Annotated in this window: 19 protein-coding genes; 3 read left to right on the forward strand and 16 right to left on the reverse strand. The window is 50.3% G+C overall.

Translation table 11 applies throughout. The features are described from left to right. Positions 1 to 45: 45 nt before the first annotated feature. From abc-f to ACFMKP_RS17410, 10 genes are all read right to left on the reverse strand, one after another. Entirely contained in the window at positions 46 to 1995 is a 1950-nt protein-coding gene (gene abc-f / locus ACFMKP_RS17365) for a ribosomal protection-like ABC-F family protein (RefSeq protein WP_204754214.1), read from the reverse strand. A gap of 175 nt (positions 1996 to 2170) precedes the next feature. Then, entirely contained in the window at positions 2171 to 2851 is a 681-nt protein-coding gene (locus tag ACFMKP_RS17370) for a response regulator transcription factor (RefSeq protein ID WP_054534225.1), read from the reverse strand. A gap of 40 nt (positions 2852 to 2891) precedes the next feature. Beyond that, on the reverse strand, positions 2892 to 3461 hold the full coding sequence (locus tag ACFMKP_RS17375; RefSeq protein ID WP_382293550.1) for a TlpA family protein disulfide reductase: 570 nt from the start codon (positions 3459 to 3461) through the stop codon (positions 2892 to 2894). A gap of 11 nt (positions 3462 to 3472) precedes the next feature. Continuing rightward, on the reverse strand, positions 3473 to 4243 hold the full coding sequence (locus ACFMKP_RS17380; RefSeq protein WP_382293552.1) for a tetratricopeptide repeat protein: 771 nt from the start codon (positions 4241 to 4243) through the stop codon (positions 3473 to 3475). 60 nt (positions 4244 to 4303) lie between these two features. Further along, entirely contained in the window at positions 4304 to 6649 is a 2346-nt protein-coding gene (locus ACFMKP_RS17385) for a heme lyase CcmF/NrfE family subunit (protein ID WP_382293554.1), read from the reverse strand. A gap of 58 nt (positions 6650 to 6707) precedes the next feature. Further along, positions 6708 to 7112 carry a cytochrome c maturation protein CcmE gene (locus ACFMKP_RS17390; protein ID WP_382293556.1) on the reverse strand — a complete coding sequence of 135 codons (405 nt, stop codon included), beginning with the start codon at positions 7110 to 7112 and terminating at the stop codon, positions 6708 to 6710. Then, positions 7105 to 7329, reverse strand: a complete 225-nt coding sequence (locus ACFMKP_RS17395) for a CcmD family protein (protein ID WP_382293557.1) — start codon at positions 7327 to 7329, stop codon at positions 7105 to 7107. The genes ACFMKP_RS17390 and ACFMKP_RS17395 overlap by 8 nt, the downstream gene beginning before the upstream one ends. Further along, a complete protein-coding gene (locus ACFMKP_RS17400; RefSeq protein WP_382293559.1) occupies positions 7326 to 8288 on the reverse strand; it encodes a cytochrome c biogenesis protein in 963 nt (320 codons plus the stop codon). The genes ACFMKP_RS17395 and ACFMKP_RS17400 overlap by 4 nt, the downstream gene beginning before the upstream one ends. A gap of 27 nt (positions 8289 to 8315) precedes the next feature. Beyond that, entirely contained in the window at positions 8316 to 9008 is a 693-nt protein-coding gene (locus tag ACFMKP_RS17405; RefSeq protein WP_204754207.1) for a heme exporter protein CcmB, read from the reverse strand. Beyond that, positions 9001 to 9648 (reverse strand): ATP-binding cassette domain-containing protein, encoded by a 648-nt coding sequence (locus ACFMKP_RS17410; protein WP_382293562.1) that lies wholly within the window; start codon positions 9646 to 9648, stop codon positions 9001 to 9003. Before ACFMKP_RS17410 ends, ACFMKP_RS17405 begins: the two co-directional genes overlap by 8 nt. A gap of 197 nt (positions 9649 to 9845) precedes the next feature. On the opposite strand from ACFMKP_RS17410, the gene ACFMKP_RS17415 reads away from it, so the two are divergent. The 3 genes from ACFMKP_RS17415 to ACFMKP_RS17425 all read left to right on the forward strand — a co-directional run bounded on the left by ACFMKP_RS17415 (position 9846) and on the right by ACFMKP_RS17425 (position 13383). Then, positions 9846 to 11108: a hypothetical protein gene (locus tag ACFMKP_RS17415; RefSeq protein WP_382293564.1), complete on the forward strand. Its 1263-nt coding sequence runs from the start codon at positions 9846 to 9848 to the stop codon at positions 11106 to 11108. Positions 11109 to 11313: 205 nt separating this feature from the next. Further along, positions 11314 to 12792, forward strand: coding sequence for a hypothetical protein (locus ACFMKP_RS17420; protein ID WP_382293566.1), 1479 nt, complete (start codon positions 11314 to 11316; stop codon positions 12790 to 12792). A 108-nt stretch (positions 12793 to 12900) separates the two neighbouring features. After that, positions 12901 to 13383 carry an HIT family protein gene (locus tag ACFMKP_RS17425; protein ID WP_382293568.1) on the forward strand — a complete coding sequence of 161 codons (483 nt, stop codon included), beginning with the start codon at positions 12901 to 12903 and terminating at the stop codon, positions 13381 to 13383. Between the two features lie 93 nt (positions 13384 to 13476). Here the strand turns inward: ACFMKP_RS17425 and ACFMKP_RS17430 are convergent, their stop codons facing one another. The 6 genes from ACFMKP_RS17430 to recO form a co-directional block, all read right to left on the reverse strand. Next, complete coding sequence (locus ACFMKP_RS17430) at positions 13477 to 15867, reverse strand: peptidoglycan DD-metalloendopeptidase family protein (protein WP_382293569.1); 2391 nt, start codon at positions 15865 to 15867, stop codon at positions 13477 to 13479. A 188-nt stretch (positions 15868 to 16055) separates the two neighbouring features. Next, the gene (locus ACFMKP_RS17435) at positions 16056 to 17579 is read right to left on the reverse strand and encodes a cyclic nucleotide-binding domain-containing protein (RefSeq protein WP_382293571.1); all 1524 of its coding nucleotides are present in this window, start codon (positions 17577 to 17579) and stop codon (positions 16056 to 16058) included. A 9-nt stretch (positions 17580 to 17588) separates the two neighbouring features. Beyond that, on the reverse strand, positions 17589 to 18281 hold the full coding sequence (locus ACFMKP_RS17440; RefSeq protein WP_382293573.1) for a CAP domain-containing protein: 693 nt from the start codon (positions 18279 to 18281) through the stop codon (positions 17589 to 17591). After that, complete coding sequence (locus ACFMKP_RS17445) at positions 18271 to 19116, reverse strand: purine-nucleoside phosphorylase (protein ID WP_382293575.1); 846 nt, start codon at positions 19114 to 19116, stop codon at positions 18271 to 18273. Before ACFMKP_RS17445 ends, ACFMKP_RS17440 begins: the two co-directional genes overlap by 11 nt. A 48-nt stretch (positions 19117 to 19164) precedes the next feature. Further along, positions 19165 to 19848: a PH domain-containing protein gene (locus ACFMKP_RS17450; RefSeq protein WP_204754199.1), complete on the reverse strand. Its 684-nt coding sequence runs from the start codon at positions 19846 to 19848 to the stop codon at positions 19165 to 19167. A 56-nt stretch (positions 19849 to 19904) separates the two neighbouring features. Then, positions 19905 to 20666: a DNA repair protein RecO gene (gene recO, locus ACFMKP_RS17455; protein ID WP_382293577.1), complete on the reverse strand. Its 762-nt coding sequence runs from the start codon at positions 20664 to 20666 to the stop codon at positions 19905 to 19907. Position 20667: the final 1 nt, after the last annotated feature.

A 20667-nucleotide genomic window follows, 5' to 3' on the forward strand; every position in this document is an offset into this window, starting at 1 on the left:
TTAGCGGTTACGTTCATCCCTCATAATTCATAATTCATAATTTCGTTACGCTCCGACTTCTTCGGCCAATTGCTCCCAGCGGGCATAAAAATCGCTGAGTTGGTTTTCGAGCGCAGCGTATTGGCTGCCAAGTTCGCCAATTTTGCGTGTATCTTGCTTGGTTGAGGCCTGCATAATTTCTGCATCAAGCGCAGCTTTGCGTTGCTCCAACGTGGCAATTTCGCGCTCAAGGTTTTGGAGTTGGCGTTTGGCGCTGGCTGGCACTGGCGTGGGATTGGCTTTGTTGGCCTTGGTTTGGCGCTCGGCGGCACGTTTGGCTTCGATGGCGGCTGCTTCAGCGGCACGGCGTTCGTTTTCACGTTGCGCGGCTAAGGCCGAATAATTGCCCGGGAAGCGGGTAATACTGCCATCATCATTAACCAGCCACAAGGTATCCGCCACCGCATCAATAAAATAGCGGTCGTGTGAGACAAAGAGTAATGTACCATTAAAATCATTAAGTACACCCTCAAGTGCTTCGCGGGCCTGAATATCCAAGTGGTTGGTTGGTTCGTCGAGCATCAAAAAGTTGCCGCCGTTGAGCATCAACTGCGATAACGCGACGCGCGAACGCTCGCCCCCAGAAAGATCGCGAATTTGCTTAAACACATCGTCGCTGGTAAACAAAAAGTTGCCGAGCATTGTGCGGGCGCGAGTTTCGCCCATTTGCGGGTTATGGCGCAACACTTCATCTAAAATCGTATTATTGAAATCAAGTCCTTCGTGGCCTTGGGCATAGTAGCCAAGCTGCACATTGGCCCCAACTTCAAAGCTGCCAGCGAGCGGCTTAAGTTGATCAACCACGGTTTTGAGCAAGGTCGATTTGCCGCTACCATTTGGCCCAAGCAAGGCCACCCGTTCGCCACGCATCACATACAATTCATCAAATTGCAGCAAGGTCGTGTTTTGGCCATTTTCAGTGTAGCCAACCCCAAGTTGCTCTAACGCCAGCACCACATCGCCAGAACGAAGATTGGTCTGCAAAGCAAATTTCAGTTCTTTGCGCCGTTGCGGGCCTTCAATTGCCTTCACATGGCCGTGAATGCTATTCCAGCCTTCTTTGAAGCGGTTGAGGCGGCGTTCGCGGCCTTTGGCTTCGCGAGCGCGCACGCCAGCCTTGAAGCGCCGAATAAACTCTTCGGTTTTGGCGATCATCTGCTGCTGGGCTTCAAATTCTTTGGCTAAACGTTCCATGCGTTCAGCTTTAATTGTTTGATATTTTGAATATGAGGCTGCGTAATCTTGCAAGCGGCCCCATTCCATTTCCCATGTGCGGTTTGAAACGCGGTCGAGGAAGTAGCGGTCGTGGGAAATAACGATTAATGTGCCATCCCATTCGCGCAAAAAGCCTTCGAGCCATTCCAAGGCCGCCATATCAAGGTGGTTGGTTGGTTCGTCAAGCAAGAGAATATCGGGATCGCCGAGCAGCGCCACGGCGAGTGCAGCGCGGGTGCGTTGACCACCGCTAAACTGCGCGATTGGCTGCGTCCACTGGGCATCAGTAAAGCCAAGCCCTTGAATAGTACGGGTAATGCGATGTTCTTTTTCGTAGCCGCCAGCGTGCTCATAGCGATGTTGCAACTCGCCATAGCGCTCCATTGCCTGCTCCCACTGCGGATCATCGGGATTGGCGATGGTCACTTCGAGTTGGCGCATTTCATCTTCGATGGCGCTGAGCGCGGCAAAAGCGGCATGCGCTTCGCGCTCCAAGGTCGAATCGGGGGCAAAGGTTGCTTCTTGGGCTTGATAGGTAACGCGCAAGCCGCGTGAGCGATGTAGCGCACCTTCGCTGGCGCTATCGATGCCAGCAATAATTTTCATCAACGTCGATTTACCAGCTCCGTTAACCCCAACTAAGGCAATTTTATCGCCACGGGCCACTTGGAACGAAATAGCTTCAAATATTTGATCGGCTCCAAACCATTTGCCGAGATCATTTGCAATTAAGACAGACATTAGCGGATGCTCCTCAAGGTTTTATTCATCATACCATTGCTTTAAGTTTTGGCTATCAGTCTTGAGGCGCACGCCTGCTTGCTGCGTTCGGTTGAGCAGAAGCCGCTAAAATGTCAAAGCGGCGCGATCGACATTGATCGTGCCGCTTATTCCTCAAGCTACAAGCAAACCTGGTTTATTCGGCGAGGCGGTAGCCAACACCCCATTCGGTCAGCAGAATTTTCGGCTGACGAGGGTTGTCTTCTAATTTGCGCCGTAAATGCCAGATATACACTTTCAGCGAATCGTGATCTGATTCTTTGCCACTGCCCCAAATCGAGCCAAGCAATTTTTCGTGGGGCACAACTTGACCAACGCTATCAGCCAGCAAAATCAACAACTGATATTCGGTTGGCGTGAGATCAATCACTTTATCTTTGACTTTCAACTCGCGGCGTTGGCGATCGAGCACCATCAAGCCTTCGCCAGCGGTGATAATTGGCCGTTGCGGTGGAATCCGCCGCAACAAGGCACGCACGCGGGCCAGCAATTGGCTTGGGCTATACGGCTTAGTCATATAATCATCGGCACCGCTATCCAAGCCCGAAACGATTTGTTGGTCTTGAATGTTGGCAGTAAGCATCAGAATTGGCACATTGCTGAACTCACGAATCCGCCGACAGGTTTCATAGCCGTCCATGGCTGGTAACATCACATCCAAAATGATTAAATCGGGTGTGAGCGAGCGGACATACTCGATGGCAGTTGGCCCGTCGTAGGCAATTTGAACCCGATATTTTTCCATGGTGAGTTGCAACGACAGCAACTGGGCTACATCGGGTTCATCATCTACAACTAAAATTAATGGTTGTTCCATACGTGAGAGATCCTCTCCAAAAAAACACTAACCCGATTTTTTAGGGCAATAATTCTGATAATACATGATCCATCTCAGTCTCGGTAATCGCATTAATCCGAGTATACCGAATAATCCCTTCAGAATCAATAAAAAAAGTCACTGGAATATTAAAAATTCCAAATGCTTGTTGGGCAACGCGCTCATTATCGAGCGCAATCGGGTAGGTTACGGCGTAGCGCTGAATAAAGCGCCGAATTTCCTGATCCTTATCTTGGTCGGTCAGGTTGATGCCCACGACGGCGATTTTATCACCATAGCGCTCGGCTGTGCGCACTAAGGCTGGCATTTCTTCCTTGCATGGCTCGCACCACGAGGCCCAGAAATTAATAATTAAGGGCTTGCCACGGTATTCGGTCGGGTTAAAGCTGCCGCCATCAACCGTTTTGAGCACCATAGCGGGCACTGGGCGGTCAATCCCAACCACGGTTTGCGGTTTATTACTATTGCCACTCGTTAAGATTGCCACCGTCGCAATAACGATAATTGCGACAACAATTCCTGCGCCAAGCCAAAGCCATTCTTTGCGCGAAAGGCCTTGCTTGACGGTTGTTTCTGGTTCGCTGGTCATAATGTTTGCTCCTAAGGCTTGGCTCCATCAAGCAGGCTCTGGGCTAGTTGGGCCTGGATGCTATTGGGGCTAAGTTCAATCACTTTGCGCCATAAACGCTTGGCATCGTCCATGCGTGGCTCTGGCAGCAGGGCATACACGCGCCCGACATTCAGCAACACCAGCAAGGTCTGATCATCTTGGGCCAACGCAGTTTCAGCCTCAGCAAGCGCTTGTTCGCTATAAAATGGATTGCCAAAGCCAATGCCATAGCGCGCCAACGCCACCGCCCGATCCGAACGAATCAAGGGCTGGAAGTTATCCAAGGCCAAGGCTTGTGAATAGGCATCGCTGGCTTGAATCCAACGGCTGAGGTTTTGCACGTAGGCTTGGCCGTTGGGCGCATGCTCATAAATCATCTGAATAAAATCATAATGGGCATGGCCAAGCATAATCCAGCCATTCGGATCACGCGGGTTTTGGTTGATCACGCTTTGGGCCTGCGATGTGCTAGCATCAAGCGCCAAGAGTTGGTCGCGCACATTAGGATCGCTAATTTCGCTCAGAATTGCCGAGGCAAACAGCGGCATTTCTTGCGGGGTTCTCTCTGCTGGCGGGCGGGTATTAATCCAAATCAGGCCGCCAGTTCCGGCAAGCACCAGCGCGGTTGTGACAACCAAGACCAGCCAGCCATTCAGCCAGCGCCAGCGCACAGCGCGCTCAACATCAATTGGTTTAATCGGTGCATTGCCGCGCCGCGGTGGCAGCGGACGATAATCTAATTCATCGGGTTGTTCCGACATGCTCTTAAACTCACTCGCTGCGGATGCAAGCAGCGCCTACATCCGCAGCGTTTACTACAATTAAGCGGTTTGGGTTGCGGCCTCAGGCACGCTGGCTTGGGCGCGCTTTTTGGTGGCGTGTTCGATAAAGCGGCGCGTAGCAGCCAACGAGCCACCAAGCGTCATCACGACTGTGCCAACCCACACCAAGCCAACCGCCGGTTTGGTGCTAACAAAAATATCAGCCCGTTCTGGCAAGATTGGCAAATCGAGGCCAACAATTTGCAATTGTACTTGGCGATTTTCCAAGCTCAGCGCTGAAATCAACACTTGATTGCCATCGGCCAAGGTATATGGCTCTGGTTGGTTGCCAACCTCGGCAATTGCCCGTAAGCCTGGCTCGATTGTCGTGGCGTTGCCAGCTTCGTCGTAGAAGGTCAAACGCGCTTTGATCGTAATCTCATCGGTGCTAGTTTCAGCCCCAGTATGGCCTTCGGGCAGGCTATAATCGAAGTTTTGAAACACAAAGCTATAGGGGCCAACACTGCCTTTTTGGCCTTGGGCCAAGGTTAGCAAATTGGGGTTGCTCTCGGCCAAATATTTCCCTGGCGAGATATACAAATCGCCCCACCATTCGCGAATAATCGCCGGATTGCTGATCCATTGGCCATCGCGCGGGTTGAGATATAGTTGTGGCGCTGCATCTTGGACTGTGCCATTCTCGCGTTGCACCGCCAAATCGATTACGCCTTTTTCGGCTCCTTGGTTGTTGGTGCGGGTGGCATAGCCTTCGAAAGTAATTTTGTGGCCAAAGGCGGTTTGGGTGGTGTTCAAGGGAATGGTCATGTTGATGTCGGGCGAGCTGTAAGCCGACGAGCCGACAAAGCCAATCACCAACAGCGCTGCGCCAATATGCGCCGCATAGCCGCCGATGCGCATCCAGCCGCCACGCACCGTGCGCACGATCATCAACAGATTGACACCCAAGCCTAAACTGCCAAACCCAAGATAGGCCAGCGAAAGCGGTTTGCGCACGCCGAGCAGCAAACCAACCACCGTCGCAACCACAGCCAGAATTGCTGGCATCCGCAGGGCATAGATAAACTTGCGCGTGTTGCCACCGCGCCAGCCGAGCAACGGAGCTAAGGTCATCAAGCCAATCACGACCAAGCCAAACGGCGGCGTGACGGTGCGGAAGAAGCTTGGTTGTAGGCTAAAGCGGCCATCTTGGCTAGCGGCAATATCGAAGGCTTTGGCAAAGGTCGTGCGTAGGCCATCGCGCAAAACAGGCGTTTGTGAAAACAGCGGCATCGAGGTGCCAATGCCCACAATCAGCGTGACAATCACCAAACAAAACATGCCAAGCACAAAGAAACTATCACGCGAAAAGAGATTTTCTGAAAGCTTGTTGATTGGAATGTCGCGCCAGCGCTTGATGAAAATGGCGAGCGAAGCTACTAAGCCAAGAATCAACACCACCGCCATGGTCGTGCCAAGGCCATCCTCGGTAAATGAGTGGACTGAGAAATCGCCCAAAATCCCCGAACGGGTCAGGAACGAGGCATACATCACCAAGCCATAGGTGGCAATTGCAAGGCTGATGTTGGCGCGGCGCAAGCCACCATGGGCGCGTTGCACCAGCATGCCGTGTAGCAAGGCCGTTACGGTCAGCCATGGCAAGAGCGATGAGTTTTCTACTGGGTCCCAAGCCCAATAACCACCCCAACCAAGGGTTTCGTAGGCCCAATAGCCGCCAAGGGTTAATGCCGTGGTCAGTACAACCCAAGCTGTGATTGTCCATGGCAAGGCAGCTTTGACCCAGGCATCGTAATCGCGCCGCCACAGCCCAGCGATGGCATAGGCAAAGGGAATTGCCAACAAGCCATAGCCCAAGAACAAAATTGGCGGGTGAATGACCATCCATGGGTTATGCAGCAGCTCATTCAAGCCGCGCCCATCTTCTGCATAGATGATTTGTTTGGCAACATCGAAGCGCAAGGCAAATGGATTGTTGATCAGCATAAAGCTGATAATTGCCACCTGCACCGCCATCAAGGGCATCAGCACAAACGGCTCAAACTCGCGCGAACGCCGCAGCAGCAAGGGCGCTGCCAATAAGCCAACCAAGGCCCAAATCATAAATGAGCCTTGTTGCCCAGCCCACAGCGCCGAAAGTTTGTAGCGCAGTTCTAAATCGTTCGATGAGTAGTTGTAGACATAATCAAACTCATAGCGCCCAAAATAGAACAAGGCCAAAAGCAACAGCGCTGCCACAACGATCGCAACGGCGGCGATGCGTACGCCCCAACGCCCCCACCTCAAGGCGGTGCGCTGGCCTGCAATCAGCAAAATATAGGATGTTGTTGCGGTAAAGGTGGCAACTAAGGCCACAACCAGCAACAATGTGCCAAACATAAACAAATTCATCGACAATCCTCAGGGTTTGGTTTGCTGGCTTGAACCAAATAGGCGCAAGCCATCCGACCTACTTGGCTGCTTGGGTATCTTCTTGATATTTCGATGGGCATTTGACCAACAAATCGTCGGCCACAAAAATGCCTTGGCTCTCATCGAATGCGCCAATCGCCACCACACTAATCGCTTGATCAAAGTTGCCTGGCTTGGGCTGGCGATAGAGCACTTCAATCGGTTGGCCCATTTCATCACGCATGGTAAAGCGGAATGCGCCAGCTTCAACTGTGCCTTGGTTTTGCGGGTAGCCCATCACTTGGACGTTGCGTCCGCTGGCTTTGGCTTCGCTCACGTTGACATAGGGCGTAAGCGAATCGCCCATTGAGGTAAAGCCCAACCAGCCAGCCAAGACCAAGAGCGCGATTCCGACCATATGCAACGGTTTAAGCCGAAAACGGGGAGTTGTTACTTCAGACATTGCTGGTTTCCTTTCGTTCGGGGTTGACCCGTTCTGGCCGAATTGGCGCGTTGGTTGCTTCGGTGCTTGGGTTGGCTTGGCGTTCTTGCAAGGCTTGGCGCAGGGCTTTGGCTTGGCGGTCAATTTTCAGCAAATAGGCAAAAATGCCTAGCCAAACCACTAAAGTTACCGCCGCCGCCACATACATGGCCATGCCTGGGTCGGCTAATCCGTTCATATCGTAATTCCTTGTTGTACTAATTGTTCATTGATGTCGAGCACATCAGCACGCAACCACCAGAGCCAGAAAAACAGCAGCGTAAAGCCAAAGAGGCTGGCAAAGAAGGTTAACAACGTGCGTTGCTCAGTCAACAGGCCAATATTGCCAGTGTTGGCGATTGCAATTTCGACCGTTTGATTGCCTGGCTCGCCCATTAAGCGCTTGATTTGCACGTCGCGCAAGGTTTCTGGCAAGCGCTCAATCGTTTCGGGCTTGTTGCTGGCCCGATTAAAAGACGGTTTTAAGGTGTAATTTGTGCCATTCGATAAAATGCTGACCGTGGCAACCGTCAGATCGGCTTGTTGCTCGATGCCCAACAATTCAACTTTGAAATCCTCAACCGTGCCGATAATCCGCCCATTTTCGGTCAATTCAATGCCTTGGCAGTTGGGCGTATTCAAAATCGCACAATTCGGGTGCAAGGTATCATCAGTGACCCGTGGAATCACAAAGATCAAAAATGGAACGGCTACAAAAGCCAGCAGGGCATAGATCGAACCAAGGTAGCGTTGGCGTTGGCGATCTTCAATCGAGGTTCGCAAGGCAAAATAGGCAGCGTAAATCAGCATTAATGCGGCAATTGCGGTTTCGCGTGGGTCCCAATTCCAGTAGGTTCCCCACACAACTTTGGCAAAAATCGCCCCAGTAACGGTTGCTAAAACGCTGAAAATCAAGCCCAATTCTGCCGCAGCTAAGGCCAAGGCATCGTCACGGGCGCGGCCATGGCGTAAGTAGCGCCAGCTATAAATTGCCGAAAACAAAAAGGCGACGCTGGTCAGCCAGCCCGTTGGCACGTGCATAATCACAATTCGTCCAACGTTGCCCAAGCCCTCGTGAGCCGGCACCCACAAAAACATGGCCACGGCGACCAGTCCCAGCCAAATTCCAGTAAACCACTTAAAGGTTGTCGCAAGCATGCTTAATTGTTCCCACCATGAGAGCGTTTATGCTTCCCAAACTCGTTCAAAAAGCCAAAGTGCGGCCACATGTTCAGCAATGGTATAGGCCGCAAGCAATTGTAAGCCGCTACCAGCAGAGGCCCATGTGCCACCACTGAGCGCTAATTCGGTTGTTTCAACCGCAATAATCAATAATGGCAGCACCAACGGAAAGGCCAGAATCGTAAACAATGATCCTTTGCCATCAGCTTTGGCTACCAAGGTTGCCAAAATCGTCGTTGCCCCAGCGAGGGCCAAGCCGCCCAAACTGAGTGTGGCTAGAAACAAGCCAACTTTGGCAATCGTGACATTCAATAAGCCAATAAAGAGCAACGTGACCAGCGTTTCGAGCAAGGCCAAAATCAATAAATTGACCACTAATTTGCCCAAATAGACTGCCAATGCTGGCACATTCAAGCGCAATAAAGTTGCCGTGTGAGCTTCTTCTTCACGTACAAACGTCCGTGATAAGCCATTCATCGCCGCAAAAAAGATCGCAATCCATAAGAGCACTGCCAAAGTTGCTGCCGAGCGCGGGTCGCGACTTAGGCCCAACGGCCCTAAGCGAAAGCTGACCATCACCGCCGTTGTGACTGCAAATAATGCCATTGCATTCAAGGCATAACGAGTGCGTAGCTCGATTTGTAAATCTTTATAGGCAACGGCCCATGCAGCCTGCCAAAATGCTGGTTTAGCCACGGGCAGCGGCTCCTACAGTCAAAACAAGATCGGCCCAAGTTGCATCGCGCTCATCGTTGGTTGCCAAAATGGTTAGGCCATGCTGGCGCTGTTGTTCGACCAGTTGGGCCACAAATTGGCGACCATGCTCATCGAACATGGCAGTTGGCTCATCGAGCAGCAACACTGGTGGTTTGGCTAACAGGGCAATTGCATATTTCAAGCGTAGCGCCATGCCCGATGAAAAATGCGCTACCCGCTCATGCTCGCGCCCAGCCAAACCAACTTGGGCCAATAGCTCATGCCAATAGGCTTGCTCGGCGGCTAAACCACGGGCTTTAGCGAGAAATTGCAAATGTTCAAGCGCACTTAATTCGCGATACAAGGCCACATCCGGCCCAACAAAGCCAATCCATGGCCGCATTGTGTTTGGGCTGTAGGTTTGGCCTTGCCATTGATAGGCAATTGTGCCAGCAGTTGGGCGTTCGAGGCCACATAACAAGCGCAAAAAGGTCGATTTGCCAGCGCCATTTGGGCCACGCACCGCCAAAATTTCGCCCCGATGCAATTCGCCCGCCAACTGGTCGTAGACCGGGCGGGTGCTGTAGGTTTTGGCAAGGGCTTGCCAGCTCAGTTGTAGCGCCGCATCTGTTCGATTCATCACAGAGTCTATTGTATCATAGCCAATTGGCGCTTTGATGCTCTCCAGCTTAGGATTTCAGGTTGGGTTCTTTAAGGGAATTTTGATATATAGCTGGTTAGATAGATCAATTTATGGGCCATTTGTCCTATAGCAGGTCTAGTTCTTGTCTGCAATACTACAAATCTAGACCTACTAGCCAATTGAGGAGGACCCCTATGAACAACAGGCGGCTGGCCCTGTTAATGAGTTTGTGTGCAGTATTATTTGGCTTTGCTGTGGCCAAACAACCTGTATTAACAAGCGCTAAAGTCCTATTAACTCAAACTCCAGCAGGTAGTACTATAGTACCATCTGAAACGGCTACTCCCAGTTTGACGGCTACACCATGCCCAACCTACTATCCGCTTAATCGTGAAACTGAGGATGCTGCGCCGAACGTAAGTCCAACCAGAACAACCGTCCCAACCCCAAATTACCATCCTTGTTATGTGCATCCGGCTCTGGTTCTGAGTGGGCCTAGCCAAGTTCAAGTTGGGGAATTGTTTACCTTATCGATTGCCTATGAAAATATTGGCATGCAACATACAACGATTCGGTTAAACGATGATTATTTAGCGCGCTTTGATCCACCATTAGCCATGCCATGTAAATACGATCAGCATCCAACCCGCTGTCAGAGCATTACCCTGCGTGCTACCAGTGCTGGTGTTTTGGTAATCGAGGCGCAAGCAAGAGGCGAATCGTTTAATAATGGTTGGTTTTGGAGTGGGGCAAGTGCCAAAACTCCCTTGACAATTAATATTGTCGATCCAAATGCTACGCCAATACCAACCGCAACGTGTGTCGTAACTACGGCAGTACCAACAGTCTATACTGCAACACCAACACCTGCTGGCCGCCAAGCCCCACAGTTGACCCAAACCCCAACGCCATGTGTTGCAACGCCAACCTTTACGCCAACGCCGACGTTCACGCCAACCCCAACGGTAGATGGCCGTGTTTGCGATAGCACTCCAGGCTATAATCAACAAGGCCGCGTACCCCAAATAACTCAACCACCATGTACGCCTGTGCCAACGCCAGTGAGTGCTAGTCCCACCGTTACGCCGATTGTTAAAGAACTGATTCTGAGTGCTCCCGACTTGGTTAATGTTGGCGATGCCTTCAGCCTAACGATCCAGTATGTCAATATTGGCGTGCCCTATACCGGCATCACACTTAGCCCAACCGGAACCGTGCAATTTGACCCACCAATGATCATGCCGTGTAAATACAATCAGCATCCAACCCACTGCCGCACGATTGGTTTACGCGCCGTTGCACCAGGCACAATCGAGATTGATGCTGGGGCGACAGGTGAAGTACCCGTTGCTGGCGGTGGCTGGGCATGGGGCAGCGCTCACGCCCGCAATCCGATCACAGTACGAGTGCTGGTTCTCGACCATAAACTCTTTGTTCCGATGGTCAAAACCCAATAGTTCGTTGATTCACGCATGGCCAATCGATCGTCGTTATGGCGATCGATTGGCATTTAACAAGACACATTTCGGGTGTTTTTAATACGTTTTTAATATCTATATTGCTAGATAGCTTGATTTTTGGGCCATTTGTCCTATAGCGGGTGTAGTTCTCATCGGCAATACTAAAAGCCTAGACCTACTATCCGAATAGAGGAGGACCCCTATGAACAACAGGCGGCTGGCCCTGTTAATGAGTTTGTGTGCAATATTATTTGGCTTTGCTGTAGCCAAACAACCTGCATTAACAAGCGCCAAGGTCTTATTAACTCAAACCCCATCAGGTAGTACTATAGTACCGTCAATGACGGTTACTCCTACGGCGACAGCTACTCCTAGCTGTTTTCCACGGGGTGAGAATAGCCAAGCGCGGGTTCCCAATTTGACCCCGACACTGCCACCAAGTGGCACGCCAACGATCACTGCAACCGCAGATCCCTGTTTTGTGCAACCTGAACTGATTTTGAGTGGTCCAAGCCAAGTGGTGGTTGGCCAAGTCTTTACACTATCAATCCAGTATATCAATCTTGGCATGCCCTACGCCAGCATTGGATTCAACAATTCCTCGTTGGCTCAGTTTGATCCAGCCTTGACAATGCCCTGTAAGTATAACGAGCATCCAACTGGCTGTAGCAGCATTACCATTCGCGCTACGAATGTTGGAACGTTAATCATCAATGCGACAGCAACCGGCGAATCGTATAATCATGGCTGGTATTGGGGCTGGGGTTCGGCTCGCGCGCCGCTCGTGGTCACAATTAGCGATCCGAACGCAACGCCAACCTTTACGCCAAGTAATCCATGTATTACGCCAACCAGCACACCAACACCAAATCTTGGGCAACGCCAAGCGCCGCAATTGACCCAAACGCCAAGCAATCCATGCGTTACACCAACCAGCACGCCAACGCCAACCGGAACACGCACGGCAACACCAACGTTTCCAAGTTATCCGTGCTATACGCCAACAACGTTGCCAATGCAACAAGCACCCCAAGTGACGCAAGCGCCATGTACGCCAACCCCAACGCCAACTAGCACACGCACGGCAACGCCAACGTTTCCATCGTATCCGTGCTATACGCCAACAACGTTGCCAATGCAACAAGCACCCCAAGTGACGCAAGCGCCGTGTACGCCTACGCCAACTGGAACGCCAACCGGCACGCCAGATCTAGAAGCGACACCATGTCCAACCAATTTGGCACTTAATGCTAGTCCATGTATTGGTACGCCAACGAACACACCAGTGAGTGGCAGCCCGACGGTTACGCCGATTGTTTCAGAATTAATTCTGAGTGCACCCAACTTGGTTAATGTTGGCGATGCCTTCAGTCTGACGATTCAGTATGTCAATATTGGCGCGCCCTATACTGGCATCACGCTTAGCCCAACCGGAACTGTACAATTCGACCCGCCGTTGACGATGCCGTGTAAATACAATCAACATCCAACCCAGTGTTACAAGATTGGCTTACGCGCCGTTGCGCCTGGCACAATCGAAATTAATGCTGGCGCGACAGGCGAAGTCTTCGTTCCTGGCGTTGGCTGGTATTGGGGCAGTGCTCAAGCCCGTAATCCAATCACGGTACGAGTGCTGGTTCTCGACCATAAAGCCTTTATCCCGATGGTCAAAACCCAATAGCTCGTTGATTCAAGCATAGCCAACCGATCGTCATAACGACGATCGGTTGGTGTTTAAGCAGCAATTCTCGGCTACAATGGCAGCAGTTCTTTGCTTTTGGAGGTTGCAATGGAGATCAAATGGACACCATGGCGCGGGCAGTTTGTCAAAGGCGAAACGCCCAAGGATTCAGGCTGTGTTTTGTGCGTCAAGCACGAAGAATCAAACGATCCTGCAAATCATGTGCTCTATCGGGGCCAATTTAGCTATGTGCTGATGAATTTATATCCCTATAATCCAGGCCATTTGATGATTGTGCCCTACGCCCATACCAATGATTTTGCCAACCTGCCAGCGGCAACTGCTGCCGAAATTATGCATTTGACGCAGCGCTCAGCCACAATTTTGAGCACAGTGATGAATCCGCATGGCTACAATTTGGGCATGAATTTGGGCCGACCAGCAGGCGCAGGCATCGACGAACATTTGCATATGCATATTGTGCCACGCTGGAATGGCGATACCAACTTTATGCCATTAATCGGTGGCGTGAAGCTGATTCCCGAAGCCATGGATGATACCTACGCCGCCTTAGTTGGCCATTTTCAATAGTAATGTGCCTGCCAAGTTCTCAATTATTGAAGATTTGGCAGGCACGTTTGCGTTAGCTTCCTGATTTTGCCAACATTAAGCATTGTTATGGATTTAGCGGCGTGCTAATGGGACAAAAAGCTTAAACTGACCATTATTAACTAAAATACAGCGGGTTTCAGATGGAAGACTAGGGGTTAATCCATCGCCTGAATACATTCTCCAACAGTATTGGCCTGGTTCTGGTACCGTCACACTCCAACTAGCAGCATCTTGCCAACCTGGATAAAGACTCCAACTTTGGTCGCTTTTCCAAAGTGCTGGCCAATAATTTCTAGTAGCTCGTGGATAGTTATCAGGATCACCGGTGTCTTGCCAGCGCAAGTTGAGGGTCGTGCTTGCCTGTTGGCTATTATTGACAGGTGAAATAAGGGTTGGCGAATTTGGTAATTGATTTAAGGTAAAGGTCATAAAATCAGACCAAATGCTGCCTGTCATTCCATCGCCAGCCATAACTTTCCAATAATAAACTCCTGATTGTGGTAGTGTGAGTGTCCATGTGGCATCATGATTCCAAGGCCGAGTTTGGACCCACCCGCCCACAGCAGCCTTAATTTCAACCTGATAATCACGATAGTTGGCTGGATAATTATCCGGATCGCCAGGGTCATTCCAGGTTAACTGAACGCTTGGATTATGCACGACGGTATTTTGGCCTGGGCTACTCGTCGTTGGTTTATTAGGCGCAGTATTAACTAAATCAAAAAGGTAGCCATGAAATGTTTCTTGTTGATAACCAGATGCAATCGCAGCATTAACTTCAGTTCCGCTGGTCGTATAAAAATGATCATTACGACCTGAATGATAGAGCCGATACAGTTGGCGCGTTGCATATTGGCTTTGACTTTGTTGGGCAAAATAGCCAAGAATTCCTTCATCGTGATAATTGCCACTGGCAATTAATACATTTCGTTCATAAGTATCAACGAGCAAATGTTTGGGAATAATACTGGTATGGGCTACGCGATAAAGGGCTGAGGCATTTGGCATATGACATCCAGCTGTTTGGGTGATATAGCCCTCAATGTGCTCGTAATTCCAATGCACATCACCAAACCCCAATTCAGCCCAATTGCTGGTATAGGTATGGCGTAAACTGGCGGGATGAAAGTAGCGATATAAGGGTTTAAAACAAGGATGCACTGGATTTTGAAGCGTTAGATTAATCGTTGTGGTGGAATTTTGGTTTGCCGATGATGGTAGCCATTGCTCTTGGCCGCTATTCGTAATCGCTTTTACTCGAATCTCGCTAGCACCATTGCCATACTTGCGGGTATCCCAATTCCAGTGCCAACCATATGGGCCTTCAATCCCAGGATCGCTGCGATAATCGCCATAGGTTGCGTTGGCAATGTGCTCAAATGTATGATTCGCAGTATTTAATCGCGCATAAATTTGAATTTCACGAATACTTGCACTATCAATTTTGGCCCAGCCTCGCACTTGAATCGTATCTTTTACACTACTATTTGGAGCTGGCTCATCAATATAACCACGGATAACACCTTGTTGGTTGGTTGAACCAAACCAGTCATTAATACCTTTGATAGCACCGCTTCCCGATGTCCATATATTACTACTATTTGCTGTCCAACCATCAAGCGTTACCGATTGACTTTGCAGCTCAAGATGAATATGCGCTCCATACCAAGTCCCACAGTTATCGCTACCATTCCCTTCTACCGTTGATCCAAGCAGATAACCTTGTGGAATTGATTGATTGAGTTGGACATTAAGTGTTCCAGCTTGAATGTGAATGTAGCCTGTTTGGGTTCCATCAGAAGCCTGGAGCCTAACACCATGCGATAATGGTCCATTGCAGATCTGTGTAACTGTCCCTGCGTGAGCGCTTAAAATTTGCTTATCGGCTGAGTTGGTAGCGGGTGCAAAATCGACAGCTTGGGATAGATACATTACTTCGTAATGCCAACCTTGGGTTAGCATCCAATTTTGGCCATTATTCCAAGGAAATTTTAATGTAGCTTGTGGGGCATTCGGGATTGATTTATTAAGATGTAATAAAATCTGACGAGATTGATCACTAATCAAATTTGCAGGTAATGCATGGACTATTTCGGCGAATTCTGGCATCAAATTCATAACTGCTAGCCAAGAACCATCATATTTCAGAATAACACTATAGCTTTCTCCGCGATAATATTTTGCCTCTTGGTCAAATGCAGCGAATGAAGCAAATGCCCAATCTCCATGCTCTTCAAATGAACTAATTCCATAGGCTATTTGCTTGGAATTTTGCCGAGGCTGCTGCTCAAACCAATGCAGCATTTTCCAAAATGCTGCATGATATGCTGTTGGTACTTGGCTTAAATCAAGCGTTAATTGGCTTTCTCCGGTTGAGGTAATTTGGGCCTTCGCATTAGGGCTTGTCATGCTGATGATCACGATAAATACTAGAAGCCATGGCATAATCCAATGCTTTTGCATTAAATCCTCCAGCGATCGATAGGAATCAAAATATGATTTTAGGACTATCTATGTGTTATAAATGAGTATAAGTAATTGTTGGGATTTTTCGTAGGGTGATAATGAGTAAAGATGGGGGGATATTTAGCTTTTGAATCACATAAAAGTACTATCACCATTGATTGAATAGGGGGATTCTGCCTACTTGACTATTTGCTCAAATCGATCAGGACATCGCGAATGCGTTCGGTGATTGAGCGGGCGGCAGGCGAGGGGGTAGCGCTTTGGTTAACCGAGCGCTGTTGCTCAAGATAATTGTGGGTCGCTTGTTGGCGCTCTGCAACCATCACGCCCAAACGTTCGGCCAACGATGGATTTTTGGCATACAACGGCGCTAAATCGTGGCGTTCAATCACAATCGTGCGCGTATCTTCTTCAGCAATTACGCTGGCCGAACGTGGCTCATCCATTAACATGCCACGTTCGCCAAACACATCACCAGCCCCTAAATGCGAAACGACAAGTGGCGGCTGATCATCATGGGCAACCTCGACGCGCACTTTGCCGCGCGTAATCGCATACAAAATATGTTCATGGCGACCTTGATGGGCCAAAATTTCGCCTCGCTCAAATAAGCGAATTTCCACATGCTCGGCTAAAAAGCGTAATTCTTGTTCGTGCATGCCATCGAGCAGCTTGATGCGGCGCAGGCGCTCGAAAATTTGTTCAGGCGTGTAATCAAGCCGCCGTTGGCGACTGGCCTGTTCTGGGCGGGTCAGCACCATCTCATTCGAGGCAAAGTGAATGCCTTGGCGCTGAAAAACATACCAAATTCTGCTTAACGCATCGCCTTGCAACTGGGGAAAATCGTCGTAGTTGCTGATCCAACATTTGACTTCGTAGGTCGTCGAAAAGGCGGTGTAGTTGCGCACAAATACAAACGGCTCTGGTTGGGCAACAACCCCACGGCTCGAAAGCACTGCTTCTTTCAACAGTTCGCGCACCATCATCGGCGGGTGCATACAATCGACGGTAACCGCAACCCGCATAGCTACTGGCAAACCAGTTGCGCTCATATTGATAATTTGTTGTTGGGCAATAATTGTGTTGGGGATGACGACCACTTGACCATCACGCGGCTTGACCCGAATCGCCCGCCAGCTCATTTCCAAAACGCGGCCATAGCCAGTTTGGGCATCGATAAAAATCCAATCGCCAGGCATAAAAGGCCGTTCCATTTGCAGTGCGATGCCCGCAATTACATTTTTGAGCAAATCTTGCAGCGCCAGCCCAACCACGGCAGTAAAAACGGTTGAGCTGAGTAGCACGGTGCCAATTTGCACTTGGAAGAAGTGACCAATACAAATCAGCAGGGTCATGAGCAGCACAAAGCCCCGCGCAATGTCGCGCATCAAGCGCGGAATAGCATTGGGCCGACCATTGGCAGCCAAACGCCGCACCAGCAGTTGGTCGCCTATATGCAAAATTACAGCAATAATTGAAACAGTAACGACTGTTTGCAGAATTTTGGTGAGCAGTGGCCAGTGTTCGAGCTGTTGATCCGACCATAAACCAACGAGGCCAGCAGCACTAAGCGCCAAAAATTGACCAAGCATATTCAAGCCGCTGATCAGCCCAACCCGCCGCCCAAGCCGAATTAACAGCCGCAACGCTGCATAGCTGCCAACGCCCCAGAGCATTGGCTGAATAATATGCTCAAATACACTTAACATAAAAATAGCTTACGGTTTTGGTTCGGCCATGTCAAGCACCCAATACGGGCGATCTTCGGCGTAGGCAAGGCCAATACCAACATGGCGATAGGCACAATTGGTAATATTAGCGCGATGCGGGCCATCAACTGGCTCATCCATCCATTGGGCTACTACTTCTGCTGGCGTTGCAAACCAAGCAGAAATATTTTCGCCGCGCCGAATAAATTGATAGCCTGCTTGCTCAAGCCGCTCGCTGTAGGTGCGGCCATCGCTGCTGACGTGATCGATCTTTTGATGCTGGGCCATGTCGTCGGCATGGGCTTGGGCGATGCTTTGCAAGCGTGGCTCAAACACCAAGGCCACACAATCGGTTTTTTGGCGTTCGCGATTAACTGCCAGCAAGACATCGAGTTTGAGATCACCAGAGCTGGTCAGGCTAGCGGTCACTTGGATGGTGGGCGAGGTAGTTGGGCTGGCTTGGCTGGTGGCACTGGCTGCGACGCTTGGGGTTGTGGTTTCTGAGCTGGTTGCGGTTGCGGTTGAAGCGGGTGTAATGCTGGCGAGAGTTGGTAGCTCACTCGGGCTGGCAGTTGGGTTGGTAGCGCTCTCAAAGCGAATCACCGTTCCATTGAGGCGTGGTGCAACCCACCACACCCCAATGATCACGCCCAGCACGAGGCCAAACAGCACTAAGCCAAGGCCACGTAGACTATTTGCCATAGGCCGCAATTTGGCTCAGCACATCGCTAATTAATGCGCTAAACATGGGCTTGGCGGTTTCGCCTGCTTCCAGCACTTCCTCGTGGTTGGCTGGTGGCGCGTCGGGGTGAGCAATGTTGGTGATTAGCGAAATGCCCAAAACGCGCATGCCACGATAGCGGGCCACAATTGCTTCCGGCGCGGTCGACATCCCAACTGCATCAACGCCAATTCCGCGCAGATAGTTCATTTCAGCGCCAGTTTCAAACGAAGGCCCTGCCAACATGGCATATACGCCTTCGCGCAAAGTTGCCCCAGCGCGTTCGGCGGCAGCTTTGGCCATCGTGCCTAATTCTGCATCATAGGCATTGAGCATTGCTGGGAAGCGTGGGCCAAGCGTATCGTCGTTGTGGCCGCGCAAGGGGTGAAAGCCTGCCATGCCTGGCAAAAAGATATGATCGGCAATCCGCATTAAATCGCCAACCTGCCAATTGGCATTCAAGCCACCAGCAGCGTTGGTCACAATCAGCGTATCTGCTCCCAAGGCGCGCATCACATGCACTGGCAAGGTCACTTCATCCATGCCATAGCCTTCATAGAAGTGAAAGCGCCCGCGCATGGCCAGCACTGAAACCCCGCCAAGCTCGCCCAACACCAGTTCGCCGCGATGTCCGGGCACTGCCGAAGGCGCAAAGCCTGGAATATTGCTGTAGGAGACGACAACGGGGTTTTGAATATGGTCAACCAATTGGCTCAAGCCAGAGCCAAGGATAATTCCCACTTGGGGCACACGATCAGTATAACGACGAATGGCGGCGACCGCGCCATGGATTGCTTGGGTGCGATTGGTGGTCATGAATTGAAATCCTTTGCAACAATAGCCACATTGCTATGGCCGCAGGCATTATATCCGACTGAGAATTTCGCGTTTTTTGGCTTCAAAATCTGCATCAGTAATTAAATTTTTCTGCCGCAGATCGTTTAAGCGTAGCAACAATTCTTCAACATCATTATCGTTCGGGCGTTGATAGGGTGGCACAAAATTTTTATAGGCATTGACCGATTGCATATACATTGCTGGTTCGCGGTCGTGTTCTTCTTTTGCATTCAACATGGCGCGTTTAAATTCAAGTGGCGCACGAATAAACGCAAAGAAGTTATCGCTGTTTTCATTGGCCGTTTGAACTTCGAGATCACCATAATTAAACATCCGACCCATAAATGTTTGGCGCATTTGAACGTCGTTAATTTTATCGAGCGATGAGTCGAGGCTCGCTTTATTAATAATGCCTCGGAGATGAATCACCCGCCGATCGGTTAATAAAAACTTCTCATTGCGCCAACGCAGGAAATCAATGACAGCACTCGCCAAAATGAGCAAAATAATTGCAATTAAAATCACTTGCACATATGGTTGAATCGCTTGCCATTTGTCGCTCTCAAGCCTAGTAATAAAAAAAATCGCGGCAACCATAATTGCCATCACAACGACTTCAAAGCCAATGCGTCCCAAGAAAACGAACGGATGTTGATGGGCTTCATATTTAATATCTTCGTTTTCAGCTAAGAGTTGCTCAACATAGCTCATTGGTTGTGCTCCTTTAGGGGGAATCGCGGCTAGTGTAGTGGTAAGCTATAGGCTTGTCAACCACGCACTAAATTGAGAAATTGGGTCGATTTTAGCTCACGCTCTAAAACTTGGCTCAATGAGGCTTTTAATACCGCCCGCGCTTCATGCACGGTTGCTGGTGCTGGCGCAAGGCTGGCGACGGTCTCTAAAGGCATGCGCGCCAAGTAGCGTAAGAATTTGAAGGTATTGAGATTGATCGGCAATGTTCGTGGCTCGCTGCTGGAACATTGTTGACATAAAACACCCCCAGTGATTGGGCTATAGCGATCGGCCTCTGGGCTAAGCTCGCGCTCACAGTTGGCACAGTGAAATAGGTGTGGGCGGTAGCCCGAAAGAATCAGTGTGTGTAATTCATAATACCGCAAAATGACATCGCGGCGCACAACTTCATCCAACACATCGAGGGCTGCCAAGGTTTCGCATGTGAGTCGAAACAGCGCCGGATTATCGCTCTCGTCGGCGGTCATTTGGTCAAGCAATTCGGCCACATAATAGCCTTGGCTGATGCGCGAAAGGTCTTCGCGCAGGCTGCGAAACGGCTGCACAACCCGACTTTCGGTCACAACATCGAACGAGCGGCCCTTGGCTAATTGCAAGCGGGTATGAATAAATAGCTCCAAATGGCCAGCCAGCTTGCTGGTCATTTTGCGCACGCCGCGCGCGGTGACGCTGAGCTTGCCATATTGCGGCGTGTAGATCGTCAAAATCCGATCGGCCTCGCCAACATCGGAGCGGCGAATAATCAACGCCTCGGTGGTATATAAGCGGTCGCGCATG

It is taken from the genome of Herpetosiphon sp. NSE202, from assembly GCF_042688385.1.
Taxonomy (GTDB): Bacteria; Chloroflexota; Chloroflexia; order Chloroflexales; family Herpetosiphonaceae; genus Herpetosiphon.

Coding starts and splice junctions, on each gene's coding strand:
- abc-f (WP_204754214.1), bottom strand. CDS start 1,995: ATGTCTGTCTTAATTGCAAATGATCTCGGCAAATGGTTTGGAGCCGAT.
- ACFMKP_RS17370 (WP_054534225.1), bottom strand. CDS start 2,851: ATGGAACAACCATTAATTTTAGTTGTAGATGATGAACCCGATGTAGCC.
- ACFMKP_RS17375 (WP_382293550.1), bottom strand. CDS start 3,461: ATGACCAGCGAACCAGAAACAACCGTCAAGCAAGGCCTTTCGCGCAAA.
- ACFMKP_RS17380 (WP_382293552.1), bottom strand. CDS start 4,243: ATGTCGGAACAACCCGATGAATTAGATTATCGTCCGCTGCCACCGCGG.
- ACFMKP_RS17385 (WP_382293554.1), bottom strand. CDS start 6,649: ATGAATTTGTTTATGTTTGGCACATTGTTGCTGGTTGTGGCCTTAGTT.
- ACFMKP_RS17390 (WP_382293556.1), bottom strand. CDS start 7,112: ATGTCTGAAGTAACAACTCCCCGTTTTCGGCTTAAACCGTTGCATATG.
- ACFMKP_RS17395 (WP_382293557.1), bottom strand. CDS start 7,329: ATGAACGGATTAGCCGACCCAGGCATGGCCATGTATGTGGCGGCGGCG.
- ACFMKP_RS17400 (WP_382293559.1), bottom strand. CDS start 8,288: ATGCTTGCGACAACCTTTAAGTGGTTTACTGGAATTTGGCTGGGACTG.
- ACFMKP_RS17410 (WP_382293562.1), bottom strand. CDS start 9,648: ATGAATCGAACAGATGCGGCGCTACAACTGAGCTGGCAAGCCCTTGCC.
- ACFMKP_RS17415 (WP_382293564.1), top strand. CDS start 9,846: ATGAACAACAGGCGGCTGGCCCTGTTAATGAGTTTGTGTGCAGTATTA.
- ACFMKP_RS17420 (WP_382293566.1), top strand. CDS start 11,314: ATGAACAACAGGCGGCTGGCCCTGTTAATGAGTTTGTGTGCAATATTA.
- ACFMKP_RS17425 (WP_382293568.1), top strand. CDS start 12,901: ATGGAGATCAAATGGACACCATGGCGCGGGCAGTTTGTCAAAGGCGAA.
- ACFMKP_RS17430 (WP_382293569.1), bottom strand. CDS start 15,867: ATGCAAAAGCATTGGATTATGCCATGGCTTCTAGTATTTATCGTGATC.
- ACFMKP_RS17435 (WP_382293571.1), bottom strand. CDS start 17,579: ATGTTAAGTGTATTTGAGCATATTATTCAGCCAATGCTCTGGGGCGTT.
- ACFMKP_RS17440 (WP_382293573.1), bottom strand. CDS start 18,281: ATGGCAAATAGTCTACGTGGCCTTGGCTTAGTGCTGTTTGGCCTCGTG.
- ACFMKP_RS17445 (WP_382293575.1), bottom strand. CDS start 19,116: ATGACCACCAATCGCACCCAAGCAATCCATGGCGCGGTCGCCGCCATT.
- ACFMKP_RS17450 (WP_204754199.1), bottom strand. CDS start 19,848: ATGAGCTATGTTGAGCAACTCTTAGCTGAAAACGAAGATATTAAATAT.
- recO (WP_382293577.1), bottom strand. CDS start 20,666: ATGCGCGACCGCTTATATACCACCGAGGCGTTGATTATTCGCCGCTCC.